This is a genomic window from Paenibacillus sp. FSL K6-1122, from assembly GCF_037977015.1.
Taxonomy (GTDB): domain Bacteria; phylum Bacillota; class Bacilli; order Paenibacillales; family Paenibacillaceae; genus Paenibacillus; species Paenibacillus amylolyticus.
On record NZ_CP150272.1, the window covers coordinates 272,842 to 294,396 of the forward strand.

A 21,555-nucleotide genomic window follows, 5' to 3' on the forward strand; every position below is an offset into this window, starting at 1 on the left:
GTGGGACGGATGGAAGACAGCTTCAAGCGCAAGTCACCGGAAGAGATGTTGAAGATGATTACGAAGCTGCAACAGGGTACGCTCAAAATCTACATCGGCCCAGTCAGTGGATCGGGCAAAACATATCACATGCTGCGGGAAGGGAACACATTACGCCAACAGGGCATTGATGTGGTCATCTGCGCCGTCTCCACAATGCGCAGACCGGAAACGGTGGAACAGCTTGGCGCACTCGAACGGATTCCAAGCATCCACTGGTTACGCGAGAGTGATGATGTAGAGATGAAGGATCTGAACTTGGATGCACTATTGGCACGTAATCCGGAGGTTGTGCTGGTGGATGGTTTGGCACATCGTAACAGAGAAGGTGCTCGGTATGCTACCCGGCTGGAGGATATTCAGTTTTTGCTCCGAAACAACATCAGTGTCATGACAACGGTGAATGTGTATGAGCTGGAAGGCTATACAGAGCTGGCACGACAACTTACGGGGATCGCAGCAGAATATACGGCGCCTGCCGATACATTGGAGCTTGCGGATGAAGTGAAGCTGATAGACGTCACACCAGAAACCATACTGAGCCGTCTGGCAGAAGGTCATCTGAAGGGGCATGAGGGAGAAGCAGTTTTTCGTCAAGGCAATCTGGGTATTCTGCGCGAACTGGCCCTGAGATTGGTTGCAGAAGGGGTGAATGAATCCCTGCGTGAGCATCGGGAGGAGATGGGAATTACCGTCACAACAGGCATCATGGAACGGATTCTGGTGTCCACGCAATATCATTGGAATGGCTCCATCTATATCCGGCGTGGGCAACAGATTGCCAAACGGCTGAATGGTGATTTGTGCGCCGTTGTTTTCCGGAATATGAAGCATCCATTAACCAAGGAGGCAATCGTATTTCGGCGAAATATGATCAAGTTGGTAGAGAAGTTTGGCGGCCATATGGAGGAGCTGTCTATATTAAACCGTCGTAACATCCCGTCTACGCTGGCGCGTTACGCCATGGAGCACCAGATTACCCGGATTGTGATGGGACACTCCCGGCGTACACGCTGGCAGGAACTGTTGCAAGGGTCCGTTGTTAACTCGCTGCTGCGCAGATTACGTGGCGTCGATCTGTTTCTGGTTGCTGATCGAGCTGCCCGGGAGGGTGAACGTGTGGTTCCGGCCAAGGTAAACGATGTGGAGTCACTGACATACCGCAGACTAAGCGAGCAGGAAATGAAGGAACAGATTGGCCAGATTCAGCGCGGTACATTCAAAATATATATCGGAGCCGCACCAGGTGTAGGCAAAACCTACATGATGCTTCGGGAAGGCAATGATTTGCTCCGTAAGGGCATCGATGTGCAAATCGGTTTGCTGGAGACACATGGACGGGCGGAAACCGTGGAGCAGATGGGTCACCTGTCTGTGATCCCTCGCGCGCAGCACGTTTATCAGGAAACTCGTCTGGAAGAGATGGACACGGAGACCATTCTGCGTCTTTGTCCGGAAGTGGTGCTTGTGGATGAACTGGCGCATACGAATGTACCCGGAAGTATCCGGCAAAAGCGTTATGAAGATGTCCTGATCCTGCTGAATGCAGGCATTTCGGTGATTACCACAATGAATGTACAGCATCTCGAAAGTCTGAATGATGCCGTTGAACATATTACAGGTGTTCGTGTCCGCGAGACCGTACCCGATCGGATTATTCAGATGGCGGATGAGGTGCAGTTGATTGATGTGGCGCCTCAGGCCTTGCGGCAGCGCATGAGGGAGGGTAAAATCTATGCAACTGCCAAGGTCGAGCAAGCCCTTGCGAATTTCTTCAAAATCGGCAATCTGATTGCCTTGCGAGAACTTGCCCTGCGTGAACTGGCGGACGATGTGGATGAACGGCTTGAAGCACAGGAGGCCAAAATCGCACTTCGAGGACCTTGGCGCAGACAGGAAGCAGTCTTTGTATGTGTAAGCAGTGATCGTCATGCCGAGCGGCTGATCCGACGTGGATTCCGCATGGCTTTTCGTCTAAAAGCCATCTGGCATGTACATCATATCCACATCGGTGAGTCCATGAGTGACGAAGTGAAATGCCATCTGGAGGCGTTGGAGCAGCTGACGATTCGGCTTGGTGGTCAATTTCATATTCATCACAGTCCAAGGCTGCGGGATATACCTGAGATTTTGGCAAGAAAGGCATTGGGGGCAAGAGCAACCCAGCTGGTGGTCGGGCAGGCAAGACGGGTGTGGTGGCTGAATGGCTACCGCGGCTCAGGGTCGGTGGTCAACCGACTTGTACGCTTGTCGCGGCATCTGGATGTATTAATCGTTGCAGATTATGATTATGAACTGAGCGGGATGTGAATGGATATTGTCTGAACGAATAAAAAAAGAAACGCAGGCAGCCCACGGGAAACAGGTTCCGGCATATGTATGGGTGACCCTCGGGGTGACGCTGCTAACTTTACTGCTTCATGCCATCGGCATGAGTGGTGATTTGGTTAATGTAGCGCTTATATACCTGTTTCCCGTCTTGGTGAGTGCTGTGTATTGGGGAATGGGGCCAGCTGTATATGCTGCGAGTTTTAGTGTCACTATGTTTGACTTCTTTTTTGTCCCGCCATATCTGAGCTTCACGGTTGAGGATTTGAGATATCTCATCTCCTTTGTTGTGTATCTTGCGGTGGCGATCCTGACAGCCAGTCTTGCAGGTCGATTGCGACAACAGCTGGAGATGGTAAAAGCACGTGAGGCCACGACTAACTCTCTGTACGCATTGAGTCGTCAGATGACAGCCATTACGGATCTGAATACCTTACTGGTTAACATTGCAACCCAGGTTTCGCTCACCTTGGGCAAACCAGCAGCTGTGTATCTTCCGGATGGGCAGGGGGATCTGCTGGTTACAAGCTCTTCTGCACCCGCATCAGAAGGGGAAAAGGATGGCTGGGGAGATGGAGAGTCGGAGATTGCCATTGCCAAATGGGTGTATCATCACGGACAGATCGCGGGTAAAGGATCATCCGCTTTACGGGAATCTCCCGGACTTTACGTGCCGCTACGCACAGAGGAGCAGATTCATGGCGTGCTCGCTGTGAGCATGGACGCTGGTGAGGTTCATGAGCAGCAAGAACAGCTTCGTTTGCTGGAAGCATGCGGAGGACTGGCCGCAGGTGCTATTGCCCGAGTGAAGCTGGCGGAAGAGGCCAGATTGGCGCAGATTACTGCTGAATCAGAGCGCATACGCACAGCGCTGCTGGATTCTGTCTCTCATGAATTGCGTACGCCCCTAACCGCCATTATCGGCTCGGCTACAGGATTGTTGGAGAATGATACGCTTTTTACACCCGAGGATCGGAGAGAATTAACAGGCAACATTCGGGATGGAGCCTTGCGTATGAATCGTCTCGTCACGAATCTGCTGGGTATGGTTCGGCTGGAGAGCGGCATGTTGCAATTGAATCGGAAATGGTGTGACGTAGGGGACATGATCAGCGTTGTACTGACACAGGTTCGGGAATTCAGTCCGCATCGTAACATTCAAGTTGAACTTCCTGATGATCCGGTGTTCATTTATGGAGATGAAGTATTGCTGGAGCAGGTGCTGGTCAATATCGTCAGCAACGCCATCAAATATTCGCCCGATGAGACCCAGATTGTCATCATTGTGGCGAGTGACAGAAGTCCGAATCAATTGACGATCATGGTTGCTGATCAAGGCATCGGTATACCGGAAGCAGAAAGAATACGTATATTTGATAAGTTCTATCGCTCAGAGTCGACTCAGCATGTCACAGGGACGGGGCTTGGTCTGGCGATCTGCAAAGGTATTGTGGAAGTCCACGGAGGTACCATTGTGGCAGAGCCGAATCCGGGCGGGGGAACGAGAATGCGCATAGATATCCCCATGGAGGCTCACGGATCACGGTTTCCCTATTCAGAACAAGGAGAGGTTGAAGAATAACATGAACGCACCACTAGGGGCTCGCATACTGGTGATCGATGATGAGCCGCAGATTCGCAAATTGCTCAAGGTCACCCTTCAGGCACACCAATTCGAACTCTACGAGTGTGGGGATGGCGAAGAGGGCGTTATTCAGGCCAGTATTGTACATCCGGATCTGATCATCCTTGATCTTGGTTTGCCGGGCATGTCTGGCATGGAGGTACTTCGCCGGATTCGCGAATGGTCACAGGTACCGATTATTGTGCTGACAGCGAAGGATCAGGAGGGAGACAAAATTGCCGCTCTGGATGGTGGTGCAGATGATTATGTAACTAAACCATTCGGGATGGGTGAGTTGGTCGCCCGTATTCGGGTGGCGCTGCGTCATGTAGCCAAAACGACGGATGAGCCAATACTGCGCTTCGGATCACTAACGGTTGATCTGGCCCAAAGGCAGGTCGAACTGGAGGGGACTTTGGTCAAATTAACCCCGACGGAATATGAGATGCTGAAGGTGCTCGCCTCGAATGCGGGGAAAATCATCACTCAGCGTCAGCTTTTGCAGCAAGTATGGGGAGGGCATCATCATGAGTCTGACAGCCATTATCTTCGGGTATATGTGGGACATCTCCGTAAAAAATTAAATGAAGATCCAACGAATCCGCGGTATATTCAGACGGAGCCTGGCATTGGTTATCGCTTTTTGCTCCCTGCCGAATAACGTTTAAGAGAGCGGGACATTTATTAACAATGATGTGATGCACCATTCAGCGGGTAAGCGCTATGGAAAGAACAAAACACCGTCCCCTTTAGCTGCAAAGGAAACGGTGCTTTTATATTATGACGTGTATTTTGGCAACCAGTCGCCGTGAGCCTCAATCAACTCATCACACATCGCTACGATGTCATCGATAGACAGTTCGGCAGCCGTGTGTGGATCAAGCATCGCGGCATGATAGATATGTTCTTTTTTGCCAGTGATTGCTGCTTCAATCGTCAGCAGTTGCGTGTTGATGTTTGTCCGGTTCAATGCCGCGAGTTGTGGAGGCAGATCCCCAATATACGTAGGGCTGATTCCTGATCCATCCACCAAACAAGGTACCTCGACACATGCTTCACGAGGCAGGTTCGTAATCAGTCCGTTGTTCATGACGTTGCCGCCAATCTTGTACGGGTTATTTGTCTCCATCGCTTCGATAATATGCGATGCGTATTCACGGCTGCGGGTATGTTCAATATTTTCGCTGGCAAACAGCTTGGTACGCATTTCTTTCCAGCCCTCAATCTGGTTCACACAGCGACGTGGATACTCATCCAGTGGAATGTTGAAGCGTTCAATCAGCTCCGGGTAATTCCGCTTGATGAAGTAAGGGTGGTACTCAGCATTGTGTTCGGAGGATTCTGTTACATAATAGCCAAATCGCTGCATCAACTCAAAACGAACCATGTCGTCATGCTGTTCCTTCTGTTTTTCCTTCGCCAGACGTTTAATCTCGGGGTACAGATCCTGCCCGTCTTTGGTAACTTCGAGCAGCCACGCCATGTGGTTGATCCCTGCAATCTTAGCCACGACACCTGTCTGATCGATCCCCAGTGCATCAAACAGATGCGGTACACATACCTGCACACTATGACACAATCCTACCGTTTTGATCCCACCATGCACATTCATGACGTTGGTAAGCACGGCCATCGGGTTGGTGTAGTTCAGGAACCACGCATCCGGACATACTTCCTGCATATCCCGGGCAAAATCCAGCATAACCGGAATCGTCCGCAGATTACGGAAAATTCCGCCGATACCGAGTGTATCTGCAATCGTTTGACGCAATCCGTATTTCTTCGGAATCTCGAAGTCCGTAATGGTACATGGATCATATCCACCGACCTGGATAGCGTTGATGACATATTTGGCCCCGCGCAGCGCTTCTTTGCGGTCATGATATACGTTCACAACGCAACGACTTCCGAGTGAACGGGCCAGACTGGTTAGTAATCGCTCTGAGTCGCTCAAACGTTCAGCATCGATATCGAACAATGCTAATTCAAAATCTTGCAGTGCTTCGGTCATCATGACATCACCCAATACATTTTTAACAAAGACGGTGCTGCCTGCACCGAGAAAAGTAATTTTGTTCATCTTAAGTTCAGCCTCCCTGAAAAATGTTGTACCCCAACTATAGGCCGATTCGGCACATATAACTATGGCTCAACCCCTTTAAAACATGTCATAATCCCATTTTTGTTCCCGCTTTCAACTAATATGGAAGCACTTTAGCTGTTATAATATAAATGGACTAAATGAAGAGGTAAGCGGAACGAAGTCAGGATGGAGGGCGAAAAATGAGTCGCATTGAGATGAATGTGGTTCCCGCAGGCTGGACACAGATGGAGCTGATGTTGTTGTTTTTTGGGTGGGAGTCATGTGACCCTGCGCATTATTGGGGACCGGGTGTACGTGATTCTTACATTGTGCACTACATCCATGAAGGACGGGGCACCGTGTACATGGGGGATCAGGAATACAAACTTAGCGAGGGACAGGGTTTTGTCATTCTCCCGGACACACTTATTCATTATGAGGCAGATCCGCAGGAGCCCTGGACGTATTCGTGGTTTGGTTTTAAAGGCGTACAAGCCAAAGCATTCATGCAACGTGCCCAATTAAGCCCGGAGCGTCCGATATATGATGCCCAGGATACAAATACGATGGAACAGTTGTATACGGAGTTGGTCCAGGCTTCTACGCGTCCAGGAGGCGATGTGATGAATCAGAGTCTCTTGTATCGCTTGGTGGCAGAATTAATCTCTTCTTCGCCTGTGAAGGAAGAAATAGGGCAACTCCTTTCGAACAAAGAGACGTACATCCGGCAGGCGGTGCAGTTTATGGAGAACAGGTACAGCCAGCGAACTTCCATTCTGGATATTGCCCAAGCTGTGGGGCTGGATCGCACGTATCTATCGGGATTGTTCAAAGAGCGATATGGCATGTCGCTACAGTCCTTTTTCCTGGAGTATCGTATGAATCGGGCTGCCGAACTTCTTCAGAATCCAGGGCTGTCGGTCAGCGAAGTGGCCCATTCTGTCGGCTATACAGACCCATTACTGTTTTCCAAGATGTTCAAGCGAGTGACGGGTGTGTCTCCAAAGGGTTCGAGAAATCGAGATTAGATGCACCTATTGCTTCAAATTTAAAAGAAAAGTTTTGATCATTAATCGTCGTCCCGCTATTCTGATACAGAAGTGTAATTGAATATGTGGAACTTGGTGCTTTGCCCGTCAGGGTGAAAGCTTAATAGGGAAGTCCGGTGTAATACCGGCGCGGTCTCGCCACTGTAACAGAGGAGTCAAGTAGCGATAATCCACTGGTGTAAGCCGGGAAGGAGCTGCAAGTGACGATGATTCTGGAGCCAGGAGACCTGCCAGTTTTAACAAACACAGTAGTACCCTACGGGAGATAGGAAGGTTTTTAGAGAGCATGATTTTTTCTGAAAATCTGTTTATTTAAGGCGTTCTCATTCACTAATACGGAGAGGGACGCTTTTTTTGTTATGGACGAAGAACATCATGGCACATACATAAAGTTGTGGGGAAGGACGTTTGATCACTTGAGCAGATATATCGTGAAACGATTAGTACAACTGGTTGCCGTATTGTTCGGCATCATGTTCCTAACGTTCCTGCTAACCTACCTGTCTCCTGGAGAAAGTCTGTCAGGATAATACGGATGTGCGGGTTTTCTTAATAGTCTAAGTAAGGTTATAAAATGAGAATGATGCAAGAAGGGTTACCCCAGAAGTCCATAGATGACTTTCAGGGTAACCCTTTTGTTGTATAACAGGTATGTTGTTTGTAGTTGGAACGTGATACAGCAATAGCTTGTGAATGCTTCATCTTATGTCGTGCAGTTCACCTATGTCATTGAGTACACCGTAGTTTTGTGAAGGCTGCATAGTATTTTATCTGCCCCTCAAGTCTATTTCATCATATATTTATTGATTGCTTCATTGGGTGATTGTCGGTATACAGATATTCAGTCTTATTTTGGAGAGGCACTCCGCATATAGACTCTTCTGTCCACATGTAGTTGGCTACATATGCTTAGCCAGTCGTGCTGACATGAGAGATTCAAACTAGTGCGGTACTTGGGATTGGAAGTCATTCCGGCTGGACTGATCAGCATGGTAAAAGACAATATCGCCATCCTTCAGAGGCCAGGTTCTGCCTCGAGTGTCTGTTGGTTTTTTGTTGAAACCTTCCATCTGCCATTGATTCATCAGTGGTGCATGAATGTATTGCAGATGGGGCGCCTCTGTATTTCCATTCCGCAGGCTCTCCATGTTGAAGTTGACTACGATATAACCATTCTTTAGAAAAATCTTCGATTTCTCATCCAGCTGATTTTGTCGGGCGAGGGGTTCGAGATCCGTCCCTTTTGGTACGGCATATACATCGGCCGGCAAGCTGTACTCCCCGTACCAACGCTGGATTGCTGCATTGGCTCGGTCCGCGTTGACCCCGGAAGGAATGTCCGTTTTAGGTCCAATGAGTGTCCTAATCGGAGCGGAAAGGATCATCCAGTCATAACGACCTACCCATGTTTTTTGATGAGATGTCTGATCGACTAGGCGAACCATATATTCTGCCAACGTACGCTGATTACGTTCTTCAGCTGACAGTTCATAAGTGTACTGGTAACGCGCTGTATCGCCTAACTCTGTGCCGGGCACATTTCGAAGACGTGAGTTCAGGACAACAAAGCGTTTCTCCAGATCCTGCACCGATCCGATACGGATCAGGCGTTCCTGACCGCGATGGTAGTACAGATCCACTTCTTGATGGGAGGACCCGTCTTTACTCACAAAAGCAAAAGTGGGTGTAATTCGAATACCATCCTGTTTGCCAAACATATTGCCCTTGGTCTTCAGATCAAACTTGAAATGGTACCCTGTCTTCACAGTTGCGTTAGCAAATCCCTGTACCGGGTGGCTTCCCGGTCGAATGGGCAATACAAATGGAGCCAGGTTACCTCGCGGATCACCATCAATGCTATTCATCCCGGTCCAGTAGCTATAGCCCGTTGGTTCGGGACTACCCAACCGCTTGCGAAATACACTTTCCCAGTTGTAATCAGAGATATCAGTGACGTGAAAATCATATAACCTTCCGATAACATCTACCGGTACGGTGTCTGCTGCAACATGATGTGCCAGATTGGTATTGGCATCCTGTTGTTCGGTAAAGTTTGCAGGTGCATTCTCTGCAATATTGCGGAATACAATATGGTATTTGCCTTCGTCTACCCATACAGGGAGATAGAATGTGGTGTCCAGTTGATTGACCGGAATATCCACCCATGTTTTGGCAGGGAAAAACTGACTCCGATCTGCGTTATAGACATCAAATGGGAATTGCACCTGTTTGATTCGAAAATATTTGGCATAGTCCCGATTTCCATAACCGGGATAACTCGCTGCGTCCAAGTGCTGTCCCGATGTGGGAATTCGCACAATGAACGGACGTTCCAGAATGAGTGCAGCACTGGTTGGGTCTGGTACGGTTTTCTGATTATGCGGCTGATCATCCGATACCCAGGCGTAGTTGACGACAGGGGTGTGTACGGTGACCGTGTTGATGCCGTTAATCGGTAATATTTTATTGGCACCGCCATTCACGTTACCCGGTAGCAAATCATAATAGATCTCACCAGAGCTTGTGGTGTTTGCTTTATTCAGCAGGGAATTGCTGATCATATTACCCGGTTTGTACAGCACATCACGCCCAATCGTTGTTGGATTAGGAATATTGGATGGCGTTGGTCCATCTTTGGTTGCTTCCACATCATTCATAATGGTTGTGCTATTGAATTTTACTAGATCATTATTCACTTTACTTTGAGGTGTGTTGGACTCAGCCATCCCTTTTAACCGTGATGTATCATCTGGCACACTGGGAGGTTGGTTCAAACCACCTGTTAATTTGGGTGGAGTATATGAGATTGAAGTGGTTTGCCCTGGTCGTACATGGCTTTCTACGGATTCATCATTTTTAGACTCTAGTGTTGGTGGTGTGTATCCTGTTGGATTCATCGTAACGGTCTCACCGGGCAAAGCGTAATTATTCATGGTTGCTTTAGCGATCTTGTATACTTCCAGATTGTTAATTTTCCAGTAGGAGTAGTCTCTTGTGATCTGGAAGTTGTATGGCTTGGGTACCGTGTCGTTCGCGGGTACAGGTGGCCCTGGTGTACAACCATCATCATCACATTCCTCTGGTCCAGGTACTGTCCACTCTCTGTCGTACGAGATTGTGACATTACAGTTGTATGTAACTTTACCGCTCATTTTCGCCCAAGCTTGTTTAAACAGATAATTGTCAGCAAAGGCATTTGTGTAGAGTGACTCGGAAGTAGGGATTCCTCTTAACACATTGAATGTCTCATTATCTCTGTTATCTGACTTAATAACACCGTTGGCATTTGGATCGAGATCATTCATGCTCATGATGGTTCCAGCAGAAGGTGGTCCAATCGTTGGCGTGCAACCACCACCACCGCCCCCGTTACCGTCGCCCTCGCCAGTACCTGGGTTCTCTTCAACACCAATGTTTGTAGTGGTAGTTAACTGAAATCCATCTTTCTTCCACAGTACGGTGATGGTTGTTGTTCCTCTGCTGACGGCTTGGACTACTCCGGAGTTACTAACGGTAGCGACACCAGGATTGGATGATTCCCATGTAGTTGTACCACCGCTACCGGTGTTTACATTGGTCTCCGCTCCAAAGTTTCCATCTCCGTTTTTGGTTTTGACCGTTGCATTCAATTGTTTGGACTGGTTCAAGCTAAGTTGCCCGCCAGCGGTAAGATTGATCTCTTTGGTTATTTCAGCCAATGCCTTCCAATAAAGATCAGTTCTGAAAATATAGTCCGCTGACCATTTCGGAGGATTATACTCTCTTGATGCAGTAGGGGCGATTGCGCCCCCAACTTGCATTTGGAATTTGGTGCTCAATCCATCGAATTCATCTACAGAAATCAAAATTGGATCTCCAATTCTATAATAGCTAGTGTTGTCCATGTAGTGCGGTTTCTTTGATCTTTCAGTTATTGTAGATGAAGGGGGCTGCTCATTGTTTTTATCTTTGTACTCTGTTGGTTTGTATACATCTTTATCGAGATCTAATTTTACACATACTCTGGATGATCTAGGTAGGTTAGTTGAACTATCATTAAGTAAATCAATGCCGTTACACTGACCTTCTACCCTCCAATCCAAATTATCGAGTTGAAAGATATAGATACCAAGATTTGTTTTTGCTTCTCCTTCAAGAGGAATAACTTTCTTCTGGGACTTTGCTGGTCCTGAGGGTTCCATGTGAAATGGTTTAACTTCTTCTTTAGTGCCTGGCCCTCCGCCAGCTTCAATCGTTGAAAAGGGGGCTAATAATGCACTTATTGTAAAGGCTGCTAAAAGAAAGCGACTTAAATTACTTTTTAATGCCAAAATAATCCCATCCTTATTTATCATCGATTACACTAAATGTAACTCCCTCTTTAGTTGTGAGGGTAATTGCAGAAATCAGAGCTTTATCGAAATGTAGTAGTCCATCTCCCCAGAATACAGGATCTTTGACAGTGAAAAATCCTTTATTCCTTAGATATTCAATATTAGTCGGTATTCCGAATGAAGCACTAGTTTTTGTTTTTGGGGAAAGAAGAGGATCAACAGCACTTGAGTTTAATAGACTTCCAGCTTGTAACTGATTCATAGATGAACTTTTAATATTTAATTCAAATTCGACAAATGAGTGATAGGCACCTCGTAAAGTTGTAATAACTCCTTCATCAACAAATACGGGATAATAAATGCTCCGTTTTGCTCCTACTGCATAAGGACTAACAACAATCCAATTGTGGATTTTGAGATCGGAATAATTTGTTAGTGTTACGAGATTTTTATTTCTTATTTTTGAAAAATCCTCTGTTACAGAATCATATTCAATGTTAGGATTAACCTTTTTCTCAGGTGTTTTTTTGTACGATGGCGCAATAATATTCAAATTCGTCCCCGTCAAACCCACCGCCCGCAGCTCATTCAGACCCTGAAAATCGGCAGGTTTTGTCTTGGAAACTGCTGCATAACGGGCGATCAATACAGCAACTTCCGCCCGAGTGGTGGTACGATCAACGCCAAATGTTTTATCGTTTGCCACACTCATAAGTCCTGTTCCCAGGGCAACGGCTACTGCATTTTTTTGAGCGCTTGCGAGTTTACCTGTGAAATATTCCTTTGCAGGCACAACGGTGTTTGTCACATCAGAGAGTGCTTGTTTGTACTCAGGATCAACCACGGTTAGTCCTTGCGTCAGCCATGTAGCCATTTCACCTCGTTGAAGAGCGCCCTGTGCATCCAGTTTACCCTTGTAATTAGAAGGGCTGATAAAACCTTTTGCAATAGCAGTAGAGACACCGCTTTTTGCCCACTCGGGTATGTCCGTGAAATTGTTTTGTTCTTGTGTCGATGCATTAGGGTGATAGGATAGACGTCCCAGGATACTTGCCATTTCAGCTTTGGTGACCGGTGAGCTGGGTTTAAAAGTCCCGTCGGCATACCCCTTGAAATACCCCTGTTCTACGGCCAAATTAATCGCTGAAGATGCCCAGTGTGTAGCTGAAACGTCCTTGAATTTAGTTGTAGCTTGTGCGGCTTCTACAGAACTCCCAACACCTCCAAAACCTACGATACCCCCTGTTAATAAAGCCAATGCCGTTACGCCGGAAATCATCATTTTTCTCATGAATCTTACTCCTCTCAATTGTGAATTTCTCTCCTTGATATGTACTTTTCAGGCTGCTAGATACTAAATTTGTAATAATAATCAATATTCTACCATGTATAACTAGGCTGTTGGTATGATTTATCAACAAAACTCCTCCTCTCTGCTCAACCCTTACTACTTCTCCAGACCTATACTTCCTCAAAAAAACACAAAAAAAGGCCACGAATCCGTAGATTCATAGCCTTATGCTTTAAGGTCTCCAACATATGTAATTCCATCAACAATCAATAAATCAAGAATACTCGATTTCCAAACATTTGAAAAGCCCATATTCTTCTTACTCAAAATAAAGTCAGGCTATCGGTGTTCCATTAGGTAATGGACTATCCGGTGTGAGCAAGACAACATCGCCTTCACCAGGCACGCCGCCCAGCACAAGTACTTCAGAGACAAAACCGGCAATCCGCCGAGGTGGAAAATTAACTACAGCAACGACCTGTTTGCCAATGATCATGTCAGGCGTGTATCGCTGGGTAATTTGAGCACTGGAACGTTTCAGGCCAAGTGGTCCGAAGTCGATCGTCATTTTAATAGCGGGAATGCGAGCCTTGGGGAAGGGTTCGGCTTCCACCACAGTACCAACCCGGATGTCATGCTGCATGAACTCTTCAAAAGTAGCCATAGGGGAGATCTCCTTTCAACTATTGGGGATTATTATAAATGAAAAATCAACAAAAAATCCAGATTACGCTGTATCGTAACCTGGATTTCTATTGTGTTGCTTTGAAACAAACTAAGCGCCGTTCCAATTCTCTCCGGTGAGGTATTTCTCGGTGAGGATGGATAACATCTGAATACCTACTTCATTATGTCCGCCTTCTGGAATAATGATATCGGCATACTTTTTGGATGGCTCGATAAAAGCATCGTGCATTGGTTTTACCGTTTCGAGATATTGTTTGTACACGGATTGGATCGTGCGTCCGCGTTCTTCAATATCCCGCAGGACTCTCCGTAGAATCCGAACATCGGAATCAGTATCAACAAATACTTTAATGTCCATCAGACTGCGAAGATGTTCATCAATCAGCACATGCAATCCTTCTACAATGACAATATGGTTCGGTGCCAGTTCAACCGTCTCATTGGCAGCACGGTTATCTATGGTGAAGTCATATACGGGGGCATACGCCGCTTGGCCTTTTTTCAACAGGGTGAGATGCTCAATCAACAGATCATTATCGAATGCAAACGGGTGATCGTAATTGGTGAGTCGGCGTTGCTCAGGTGTGAGCTGCGACTGGTCTTTGTAATAATTGTCTTGGGATATAAACGTAACCTTACCTGATCCCAGACGGTCTATAACGGAGCGAGCTACCGTCGTTTTACCGGAGCCGGTTCCTCCGGCGATACCAATGATGAGCATGGTTGTTCCATAAGCCTCCCTAGAATGGCAGCATAATCATGAATAAAGGGCACTGATCCACAATCGATTCAGCACCTTTACCCACATGTCTGTCTGTGAATACACAATTCCTTCATTGTACCACAGCGCTTTGTTTTTTTCATCTGCTTTGCAGAGCCATGTTTCCCTAAGATTGGATGATTGACTTTTTCGAAAACAGCACTATAATAAACTTATATTCATAACACGGACTGTTACTGGGGAAACCAGGCATGACCGAATTCGATTGCTTTACTGTAATCGCTTTCGGTCTTTTTTTATTTTTGTTGGGGGGTGAGAACATTGAAGGTTATCAAGAAGGTAAACAATAACGTAGCCATCGCTATTAATGAACATAACGAAGAGGTTTTTGTCGTAGGTAAAGGGGTAGGATTTCTGAAAACGCCTTACGAGCTGACGGAGACGGACTTGGTGGAAAAAATATTTGTAGCACCAAAGAACATCCGTATGTATGACCTGCTGAACAGCATTCCGATTGATGATATTTATCTCGCGGAGGAAGTCATCAAGCTGGGCAGTCAGATCCTGAATAAAACATTTAACCCGAATCTGCTTCTCACCCTGTCCGACCATATCAGTTTTGCATTAACCCGAACCAGAGAAGGCATCCGTATCAAAAATCCACTTGAATGGGAAGTGCGGACACTCTATCCGGACGAGACCCGGGTGGGGGAGGCTGCGCTGAAGCTGATTCAAGAAAAAACGGATATCGCTCTGCCAACAGCTGAAACAACACTGATTGCTCTGCATTTTGTTAATGCACAGGTGGGCTCTGGAGAGATGACGGATACCACTAAGGTGACTACAGTTACGGGCGAGATCCTGTCCGTGATCAAATATGCGCTCAAAATTGACTTTCAGGAGGATTCCATCCATTTCATGCGCTTTGCCACACATATCCGGTATTTCATTCTGAGGCAGATGAGCGGTAAGTCGCTCAAGGATGAGAATGAATCTCTGTTCCTGATGGTGAAGGAGAAGTTTCCGAAGGAACTCGCTTGTGTGGAGAAGATTGCTGATTTCCTGAAAAATAATTATGGTTGGACCTGTTCTGATGATGAAAAGTTATATTTGATCTTGCATATTCAACGATTGATTTCGAATGAACCAACGGAATGAACCTAATGAAGGAACTAACCGAATAATCCATATTGGACTGTTACTGATTCGATCAGGCATGACCAAGCGTAGGGAATGACGATTCCCCGGCTTGGTCATTTTTTATATATCCAATTTATTCATATAGAGGAGAAGGGTCATGAACAACAAAGACTTGGCTAAAAACGTACTTGATCTCGTTGGCGGCGAGCAAAATATATCGGGTCTGACACACTGTGCAACCCGTTTGAGATTCGTATTGAAGGATGATAACAAAGCAGACCTCAAGGCACTGGATCAGCTCGAAGGCGTGCTCAAGGCACAAAATTCCGGTGGACAGGTTCAGGTTGTTATCGGTGCCAAAGTAGACGCGGTATATAGTGAAGTGAAGAATCTAACTTCTGACAAGATTGGCGAGCTTACAGAGTCTACAGACAGTGGGCCGAAAAAGAGACGTAACCCCGTCAACGTAGTGCTTGAAACCATCGCAGGTATATTCACGCCTGTTCTGCCAGCACTTGTTGGTTGCGGGATGATCAAATGTTTGGCTACCGTTATAACTGCCATGGGTTACCTAGAAGGCTCCGGTTTCCTGACAATCATTAACATGATCGGGGACTGCATTTTCTACTTCATGCCGTTTTTCCTGGCTGTCAGTGCAGCAAACCGTTTCAAAACCAATCCCTATTTGGCGGTAGCTCTTGCTGCGGGACTAATGCATCCAACCATTTTGAACGCTGCGGCTCAGATTGCTGAGACGGGTGTAAATAGTATTGATTTTCTCGGCATGCCGATTCTATTGATGAAATATTCCTCTTCCGTCATTCCAATCATTTTGGCGGTATGGATTATGAGTTATGTGTATCCGATCGTCAATCGAGTGATTCCCAAGTTTCTACAGGTCCTGCTTACCCCAATGATTGTTTTGTTCATTATGATTCCAGTGGAACTGATCGTGCTTGGCCCAGTAGGTTCATATATCGGTGACTGGTTGACGAATGGCATTAACTCATTGTTCTCCACTGCAGGTGTTCTTGCTGGTGCGATTCTTGGATTTTTCAAACCGATCATGGTTATGTTCGGTATGCACTATGCCATCATGCCTATTCAGGTTCAACAAGTGGCTACACTGGGCGCAACCGTGCTGTTACCAACGGCACTGGCAGCAAATTTGGCTCAGGCTGGAGCAGCCTTCGGTGTGTTTGTACTGACGAAGAGTAAAACGATGAAATCAGCAGCTGCTTCGAGTGGATTCACCGCGTTGTTCGGGATTACCGAGCCCGCGATCTATGGTGTAACGCTGAAATACAAACGTCCGTTTTTCGCAGGTTGTCTGGCAGGAGGATTAGTTGGTGGATTCTACAGCTTGGTGCATACAACAGCGAATGCAATTTCACTTCCAGGTGTATTGGCAATTGGCACGTATTCATCGGATCGTTACATGTATGTCGTTATTGGTTGTGTTGCCGCAGTTGTACTCGGGTTTGTGTTCACGCTGTTGGCGGGCATCAAGGAAGATACAGATGGAAATAAATCGAAGCAACAAGCTACGAATAAAGTAAATAGCAATCAGACAGCCGTTGCCACAGAGGCAACTACAGCGTCCGTATCATCACTGACATCCACGTCTTCTGACATGCTTATCGTTAGTCCAATGACAGGGGAGATCAAACCGATCTCTGAAGTGGAGGATCAAGCGTTTGCCCAAGAATTGATGGGTAAAGGCATTGCAATCGTTCCGACAGATGGCAAGGTATATGCTCCATTTGACGGGGTAGTCGAAGCGCTTTATCGCACCAAACATGCTATCGGATTGAAAGCTGCGAATGGTGTCGAGATCCTGATTCATATCGGAGTGGATACCGTCAGTCTGAAAGGGAAATATTTTAACGCCCATATCGAACAGGGACAGACAATCACGGCTGGGGATTTATTAGTGGAGTTTGATCCGAAGGGCATTACGTCAGCAGGTTATAACACCATTACATCGATTGTGGTAACCAACATGCAACAGTACGGAGATGTGCTGACTACAGCGACCAGCGGCCCGATCCGGGAGAGTGAACCTTTGATCAAGCTGATTCCGTAAGAACTGTTCATCTTTTCATTGGTCCAGCTACGAGTTACAAGCTAGATGGTCTTAATAATACGTAATAACAGGAGGAAACTAAAATGACGAATTCCAATTTTCCAAAAGATTTTTTATGGGGCGGTGCACTGTCTGCCTGTCAGGCAGAGGGAGCTTATAATGTAGATGGTAAGAGTCTGACCATTCCAGAAGTGATGAAATTTAACGAGAAGAACGACCGTAAAGTGACCAAGCAGATCAGGGTTAATTGGGAGATGATTGAAGAGGCCAGGAATGACCCGGATACCGTGAAATATCCGAAGCGCCGGGGAATCGATTTTTATCATAACTTCCGTGAGGATATCGCCTTGTTTGCTGAAATGGGCTTCAAAGTATTCCGTTATTCCATTTCATGGGCCAGAGTATTCCCGGGTGGCGACGATGCTACTCCGAATGAAAAGGCATTAGAGTTCTATGATCAGGTTATTGATGAATGTCTTAAACACGGTATGGAGCCCCTGATCACTATCAGTCACTTTGATACACCAATTGTACTGATGGACAAGTTCGGAGGATGGTATAACCGCAAGCTGATCGATCTGTATGTGAACTATTGTGATGTGTTGTTTAATCGCTACAAGGGCAAAGTGAAATATTGGGTGACATTCAACGAGATCAACATGAGCGTGAAAGCATCGGCCAAAACGCTGGGAATCATTGATTATGATGCTCCAAATTATGAAGAAATGCTGTTCCAGGGGCTGCATCATCAATTTGTAGCTGCGTCCAGAGCAACCAAGATGGCACATGAGATTGATCCGAATAACCAGATCGGAAGTATGGTGGCTTATTTTACAACGTATCCTTACACTTGCAAGCCGGAGGACGCACTCCAGATGCAACAGGATGATCAGATGAAAAATCAGTTCTATCTCGATGTGCTCAATAAAGGCAAGTACCCTTACTATAGTAAAACGTATTTCAAAAACAAGGAGATCCAGCTGAATATCGAGGATGGCGATCTGGATAGCATTCGCGCGCACACGGCTGATTTCGTGGGGATGTCGTATTACAACTCGATGATTTCCAGTAGTGATACCGAACAACTCGAACTAACGGCAGGGAATGTACACAGTGTCTACAAAAACCCGCATCTGCCCGCTAACGAGTGGGGTTGGCAGATTGATCCGATTGGACTGCGGTATACACTGAATCTCGTCTATGATCGGTATCAAAAGCCTGTCTTCATTCTGGAGAACAGCTCAGGCTTCTACGACAAACTGAATGAGGACGGAACGATCAACGATCCTTACCGGATTGATTTCCTGAGCAAACATATCGAACAGATGGGACTCGCCATTGCTGATGGGGTCGAGGTGTTGGGATATACGATGTGGGGACCAATCGACATGATCAGTTCAGGGACCTCCGAGATGAGCAAACGGTACGGATTTATCTACGTCGATCAGGACGACTACGGCAATGGTACGCTGAAAAGATATCGTAAGGATTCCTTCTTCTGGTATCAGAATGTGATCCGTACCAACGGAGCAGAACTGTAACGCACCATGAACATTTTGGGTCGTATCAAAAAAATACCCGGCGGCTTGCTGATTGTTCCTATGCTGGCCGCCGCGGTCATCAACACGGTGTTTCCATCATTTTTTCAGATCGGAGATCCAACAACAGCGCTGTTCACATCGAAAGGTACCATGGTGCTGATCGGTATGATTTTACTGATATCAGGAACACAGCTTAACTTGTCACAGCTTCTGGTGACCTTGAAGAGAGCAGGGGTGCTCTGTATTTCACGTATCCTCATCAGCTGTCTGTTCGGCTGGGCGTTTGTGCACTTTTTTGGCATAAGTGGGGTCGGGGGAGTTTCTGCGGTAGCCTTCATTGCCGTTCTGACCAGTTGTAATCCAGGATTATATCTGGCCTTGATGAACACATATGGAGATGATGTGGATCGGGCTGCGTTTGGCATTCTGAATCTGATCGCCGTACCGGTTATTCCGGTCATGATATTGAATTCGGCAAGCGGTGTCGGTATCGATTATCTCAGTGTACTTGCTACACTAGTACCTTTTTTGATCGGGATACTGCTTGGTAACCTGGATAGCAACATACAGAAGATGTTCGCTCCGGGAACACTGATTCTACTACCTTTTCTAGGTACCAGCTTTGGGTCCAATATTGATCTGCGTATTGCATTTCAGTCCAGTCTGTCCGGTTTGTTGGTCACCGTGTTATTTTTGCTGATCTGCATGTTGCCGCTCATTGGAATCGATCGCACGATATTAAGACGGCCCGGTTACGCAGCGGCTGCGACATGTTCGGTTGCTGGATTATCCATGGTGGTGCCTTCGATGGCTGCCGGGTTCAATCCGGCGTATGCACCATATGTAGACACAGCTATCGCTCAGATTGCGTTTGCCGTGATCCTGACGTCGGTGACCGTGCCTTACATCGTGAAGCGTTTGGCTGGAGGAACAGCAACGGAAGCTTCTGCTTCGACAAATCACTAGAAAAAAACAGCATGTGTTCTGTCAGATTATGACGGATCACGTGCTGTTTTGCTTTGTACATCTATATGATCTCCTGGGGGAGGAGAGGGATCGATCGGTTTATTTTACAGACCCAGCAGTTGTTTAACACTTTCAGCTACAGCTTTGCTAGATTGCGGATTCTGTCCTGTGACCACGCGGCCATCTGTTGTGACATAGGAACTGAAGGCAGCAGCTTTATCATATTGTGCAGCGCGTTCTCTCAAAGCATCTTCCAGCAGGAAAGGAACATACTCGGTTTGTTGAGCCAATGTTTCTTCTTCATTCGTGAAGCCGGAAACGGTTTTGTCGTTGATCAAAAGCAGGCCGTTGGACAGCTTCACATTCAACAGGGCTGTAACCCCGTGGCACACGCCGGATACAACGCCACCTTTTTCATAGATATCACGAGAAAGCTCTTGAAGTTCGGCATTGTCCGGGAAATCCCACATTGTACCGTGACCTCCTGTGAAGTAGATTGCATCGTAGTCACTTGCATTCACTTCGCTAGGTTTCAACGTATTTTTCAATTGGTTCATGAACATTTCGTTCTCGAAATAGGCTTTGGTGCTCTCATCCAGAGAGTCGCCCAGACTTTTCGGATCAAGAGGTACGTTCCCGCCTTTAGGGCTAACCAGATCGATTTGAACATTGTCATTATGGTCAAACTCTTCAATAAAATGAGTTGCTTCGCTCAGCCACAAGCCAGTAGGCTCGTCCTTTGTTGCGTACTTATCTACATTTGTTAGAACAACCAGTATCTTTTTCATATTAAAACCTCCCGTAAAATATATAACATAAATTTATAATAAATATCACAAAATTAAATTGTGTAAAATATATTATTAAATATAACATAACCATTTTCTAAAGTAAAATCATGAGCGTATCGTCGATCTCCAATGTGACTTTCAAGCGTAGGAGTAAAGAACAATCTAGTCGTAGTAAATATGCCTGTAAGAATGCACTTTTACTTATTATGCCCTGCTTAATTTACTCAAATTGTAAGCGGAGGTAGGCGTGTGTAAGGGGAAACGAAATTAATTCAAATTTGAAGTTAATTTGATTGTACAACTAGTTCTTTTGATTTAGAATGGCGGAAGATGCCAACAAAAAACTGGTACAAATTACATATATACTTGGAGGAACATTCATGAAACGTTCAGGCAAATTTTTCGCTTCAACAGTGGTTGCTGCTGTTGCTGCAGTATCCATCGTCTCTTCAGCTTCAGCGAGCACAGTTTCAGTCTCCAACATCTCTGGCGTAACACCTATCAACATTAGCAGTATGGATATCGAAACGGCTTTGATGATGGTTCAGAGCGAACGCGCCAAATTGCTGGATGCGCAATTGCAAACGCAAATCCAGGAAGTACAGAACCGTAATCAACAGATCGCGGAGTTGAACTCTCAATTGCAGGTAGCCCAGCAAAACGGGGATGAAGCAGCTGTTCAAAAGCTGAAAGGTCAAATTGATGCTGCAAGCAACTCGCAACAGATGGACATGCTTCGTCTGCAGTCCATGTCCAACAAGCGCAATGAAGCGTTTGATGTCATGACTAACTTTGTCAAAAAAATGCAGGATTCAAGATCATCCATCATCGGTAACATGCGTTAAGAACGGATAATTAACTGCAACAACACAAAAAAAGCGAAGCCGGAATTTACT

Annotated in this window: 15 protein-coding genes and 1 riboswitch; of the genes, 9 read left to right on the plus strand and 6 right to left on the minus strand. The window is 46.3% G+C overall.

Annotated elements, in window-relative coordinates; genetic code table 11:
• Nucleotides 1-9: 9 nt before the first annotated feature.
• From NSQ20_RS01245 to NSQ20_RS01255, 3 genes are read left to right on the plus strand one after another with little or no spacing between them, the layout of a single operon-like run.
• On the plus strand, nt 10-2,349 hold the full coding sequence (locus tag NSQ20_RS01245; RefSeq protein ID WP_340031653.1) for a histidine kinase: 2,340 nt from the start codon (nt 10-12) through the stop codon (nt 2,347-2,349).
• A 7-nt stretch (nt 2,350-2,356) separates the two neighbouring features.
• Complete coding sequence (locus NSQ20_RS01250) at nt 2,357-3,949, plus strand: ATP-binding protein (protein WP_340031654.1); 1,593 nt, start codon at nt 2,357-2,359, stop codon at nt 3,947-3,949.
• A 1-nt stretch (nt 3,950) separates the two neighbouring features.
• Complete coding sequence (locus NSQ20_RS01255; protein WP_340031656.1) at nt 3,951-4,652, plus strand: response regulator; 702 nt, start codon at nt 3,951-3,953, stop codon at nt 4,650-4,652.
• A 117-nt stretch (nt 4,653-4,769) separates the two neighbouring features.
• Here the strand turns inward: NSQ20_RS01255 and NSQ20_RS01260 are convergent, their stop codons facing one another.
• Entirely contained in the window at nt 4,770-6,071 is a 1,302-nt protein-coding gene (locus NSQ20_RS01260) for an alpha-glucosidase/alpha-galactosidase (RefSeq protein ID WP_036616368.1), read from the minus strand.
• Between the two features lie 203 nt (nt 6,072-6,274).
• Between NSQ20_RS01260 and NSQ20_RS01265 the strand changes: the two genes are divergently transcribed.
• Nucleotides 6,275-7,102: an AraC family transcriptional regulator gene (locus NSQ20_RS01265; RefSeq protein ID WP_091038719.1), complete on the plus strand. Its 828-nt coding sequence runs from the start codon at nt 6,275-6,277 to the stop codon at nt 7,100-7,102.
• Nucleotides 7,103-7,179: 77 nt separating this feature from the next.
• A riboswitch (cobalamin riboswitch) is annotated at nt 7,180-7,373 on the plus strand.
• Between the two features lie 691 nt (nt 7,374-8,064).
• Here the strand turns inward: NSQ20_RS01265 and NSQ20_RS01270 are convergent.
• The 4 genes from NSQ20_RS01270 to udk all read right to left on the minus strand — a co-directional run bounded on the left by NSQ20_RS01270 (nt 8,065) and on the right by udk (nt 14,135).
• Entirely contained in the window at nt 8,065-10,968 is a 2,904-nt protein-coding gene (locus NSQ20_RS01270) for a DUF5704 domain-containing protein (protein ID WP_340031657.1), read from the minus strand.
• Between the two features lie 478 nt (nt 10,969-11,446).
• Entirely contained in the window at nt 11,447-12,727 is a 1,281-nt protein-coding gene (locus NSQ20_RS01275; protein WP_340031659.1) for an S-layer homology domain-containing protein, read from the minus strand.
• A gap of 334 nt (nt 12,728-13,061) precedes the next feature.
• Nucleotides 13,062-13,391 carry a chaperone CsaA gene (csaA, locus tag NSQ20_RS01280; RefSeq protein ID WP_062837691.1) on the minus strand — a complete coding sequence of 110 codons (330 nt, stop codon included), beginning with the start codon at nt 13,389-13,391 and terminating at the stop codon, nt 13,062-13,064.
• Between the two features lie 111 nt (nt 13,392-13,502).
• A complete protein-coding gene (gene udk, locus NSQ20_RS01285) occupies nt 13,503-14,135 on the minus strand; it encodes a uridine kinase (protein WP_017691162.1) in 633 nt (210 codons plus the stop codon).
• Between the two features lie 312 nt (nt 14,136-14,447).
• On the opposite strand from udk, the gene NSQ20_RS01290 reads away from it, so the two are divergent.
• The 4 genes from NSQ20_RS01290 to NSQ20_RS01305 all read left to right on the plus strand — a co-directional run bounded on the left by NSQ20_RS01290 (nt 14,448) and on the right by NSQ20_RS01305 (nt 19,868).
• A complete protein-coding gene (locus tag NSQ20_RS01290) occupies nt 14,448-15,293 on the plus strand; it encodes a PRD domain-containing protein (RefSeq protein ID WP_340031660.1) in 846 nt (281 codons plus the stop codon).
• A 139-nt stretch (nt 15,294-15,432) separates the two neighbouring features.
• Nucleotides 15,433-17,361: a beta-glucoside-specific PTS transporter subunit IIABC gene (locus NSQ20_RS01295; protein WP_340031661.1), complete on the plus strand. Its 1,929-nt coding sequence runs from the start codon at nt 15,433-15,435 to the stop codon at nt 17,359-17,361.
• Between the two features lie 83 nt (nt 17,362-17,444).
• On the plus strand, nt 17,445-18,902 hold the full coding sequence (locus tag NSQ20_RS01300; protein WP_340031662.1) for a family 1 glycosylhydrolase: 1,458 nt from the start codon (nt 17,445-17,447) through the stop codon (nt 18,900-18,902).
• A gap of 6 nt (nt 18,903-18,908) precedes the next feature.
• Nucleotides 18,909-19,868 (plus strand): 2-keto-3-deoxygluconate permease, encoded by a 960-nt coding sequence (locus NSQ20_RS01305; protein ID WP_036616387.1) that lies wholly within the window; start codon nt 18,909-18,911, stop codon nt 19,866-19,868.
• Nucleotides 19,869-19,972: 104 nt separating this feature from the next.
• Here the strand turns inward: NSQ20_RS01305 and NSQ20_RS01310 are convergent, their stop codons facing one another.
• Nucleotides 19,973-20,656 (minus strand): type 1 glutamine amidotransferase domain-containing protein, encoded by a 684-nt coding sequence (locus NSQ20_RS01310; RefSeq protein ID WP_127546516.1) that lies wholly within the window; start codon nt 20,654-20,656, stop codon nt 19,973-19,975.
• A gap of 383 nt (nt 20,657-21,039) precedes the next feature.
• Here NSQ20_RS01310 and NSQ20_RS01315 point away from each other — a divergent pair, with 383 nt between their 5' ends.
• Complete coding sequence (locus tag NSQ20_RS01315) at nt 21,040-21,504, plus strand: hypothetical protein (protein ID WP_051447427.1); 465 nt, start codon at nt 21,040-21,042, stop codon at nt 21,502-21,504.
• Nucleotides 21,505-21,555 lie beyond the last annotated feature (51 nt).

Excerpts from the sequence above, each read along its gene's own strand:
- udk (WP_017691162.1), bottom strand. The coding sequence starts at position 14,135 with ATGCTCATCATTGGTATCGCCGGAGGAACCGGCTCCGGTAAAACGACG.
- NSQ20_RS01255 (WP_340031656.1), top strand. The coding sequence starts at position 3,951 with ATGAACGCACCACTAGGGGCTCGCATACTGGTGATCGATGATGAGCCG.
- NSQ20_RS01300 (WP_340031662.1), top strand. The coding sequence starts at position 17,445 with ATGACGAATTCCAATTTTCCAAAAGATTTTTTATGGGGCGGTGCACTG.
- NSQ20_RS01275 (WP_340031659.1), bottom strand. The coding sequence starts at position 12,727 with ATGAGAAAAATGATGATTTCCGGCGTAACGGCATTGGCTTTATTAACA.
- NSQ20_RS01305 (WP_036616387.1), top strand. The coding sequence starts at position 18,909 with ATGAACATTTTGGGTCGTATCAAAAAAATACCCGGCGGCTTGCTGATT.
- NSQ20_RS01310 (WP_127546516.1), bottom strand. The coding sequence starts at position 20,656 with ATGAAAAAGATACTGGTTGTTCTAACAAATGTAGATAAGTACGCAACA.
- csaA (WP_062837691.1), bottom strand. The coding sequence starts at position 13,391 with ATGGCTACTTTTGAAGAGTTCATGCAGCATGACATCCGGGTTGGTACT.
- NSQ20_RS01295 (WP_340031661.1), top strand. The coding sequence starts at position 15,433 with ATGAACAACAAAGACTTGGCTAAAAACGTACTTGATCTCGTTGGCGGC.
- NSQ20_RS01260 (WP_036616368.1), bottom strand. The coding sequence starts at position 6,071 with ATGAACAAAATTACTTTTCTCGGTGCAGGCAGCACCGTCTTTGTTAAA.
- NSQ20_RS01265 (WP_091038719.1), top strand. The coding sequence starts at position 6,275 with ATGAGTCGCATTGAGATGAATGTGGTTCCCGCAGGCTGGACACAGATG.
- NSQ20_RS01245 (WP_340031653.1), top strand. The coding sequence starts at position 10 with ATGGAAGACAGCTTCAAGCGCAAGTCACCGGAAGAGATGTTGAAGATG.
- NSQ20_RS01315 (WP_051447427.1), top strand. The coding sequence starts at position 21,040 with ATGAAACGTTCAGGCAAATTTTTCGCTTCAACAGTGGTTGCTGCTGTT.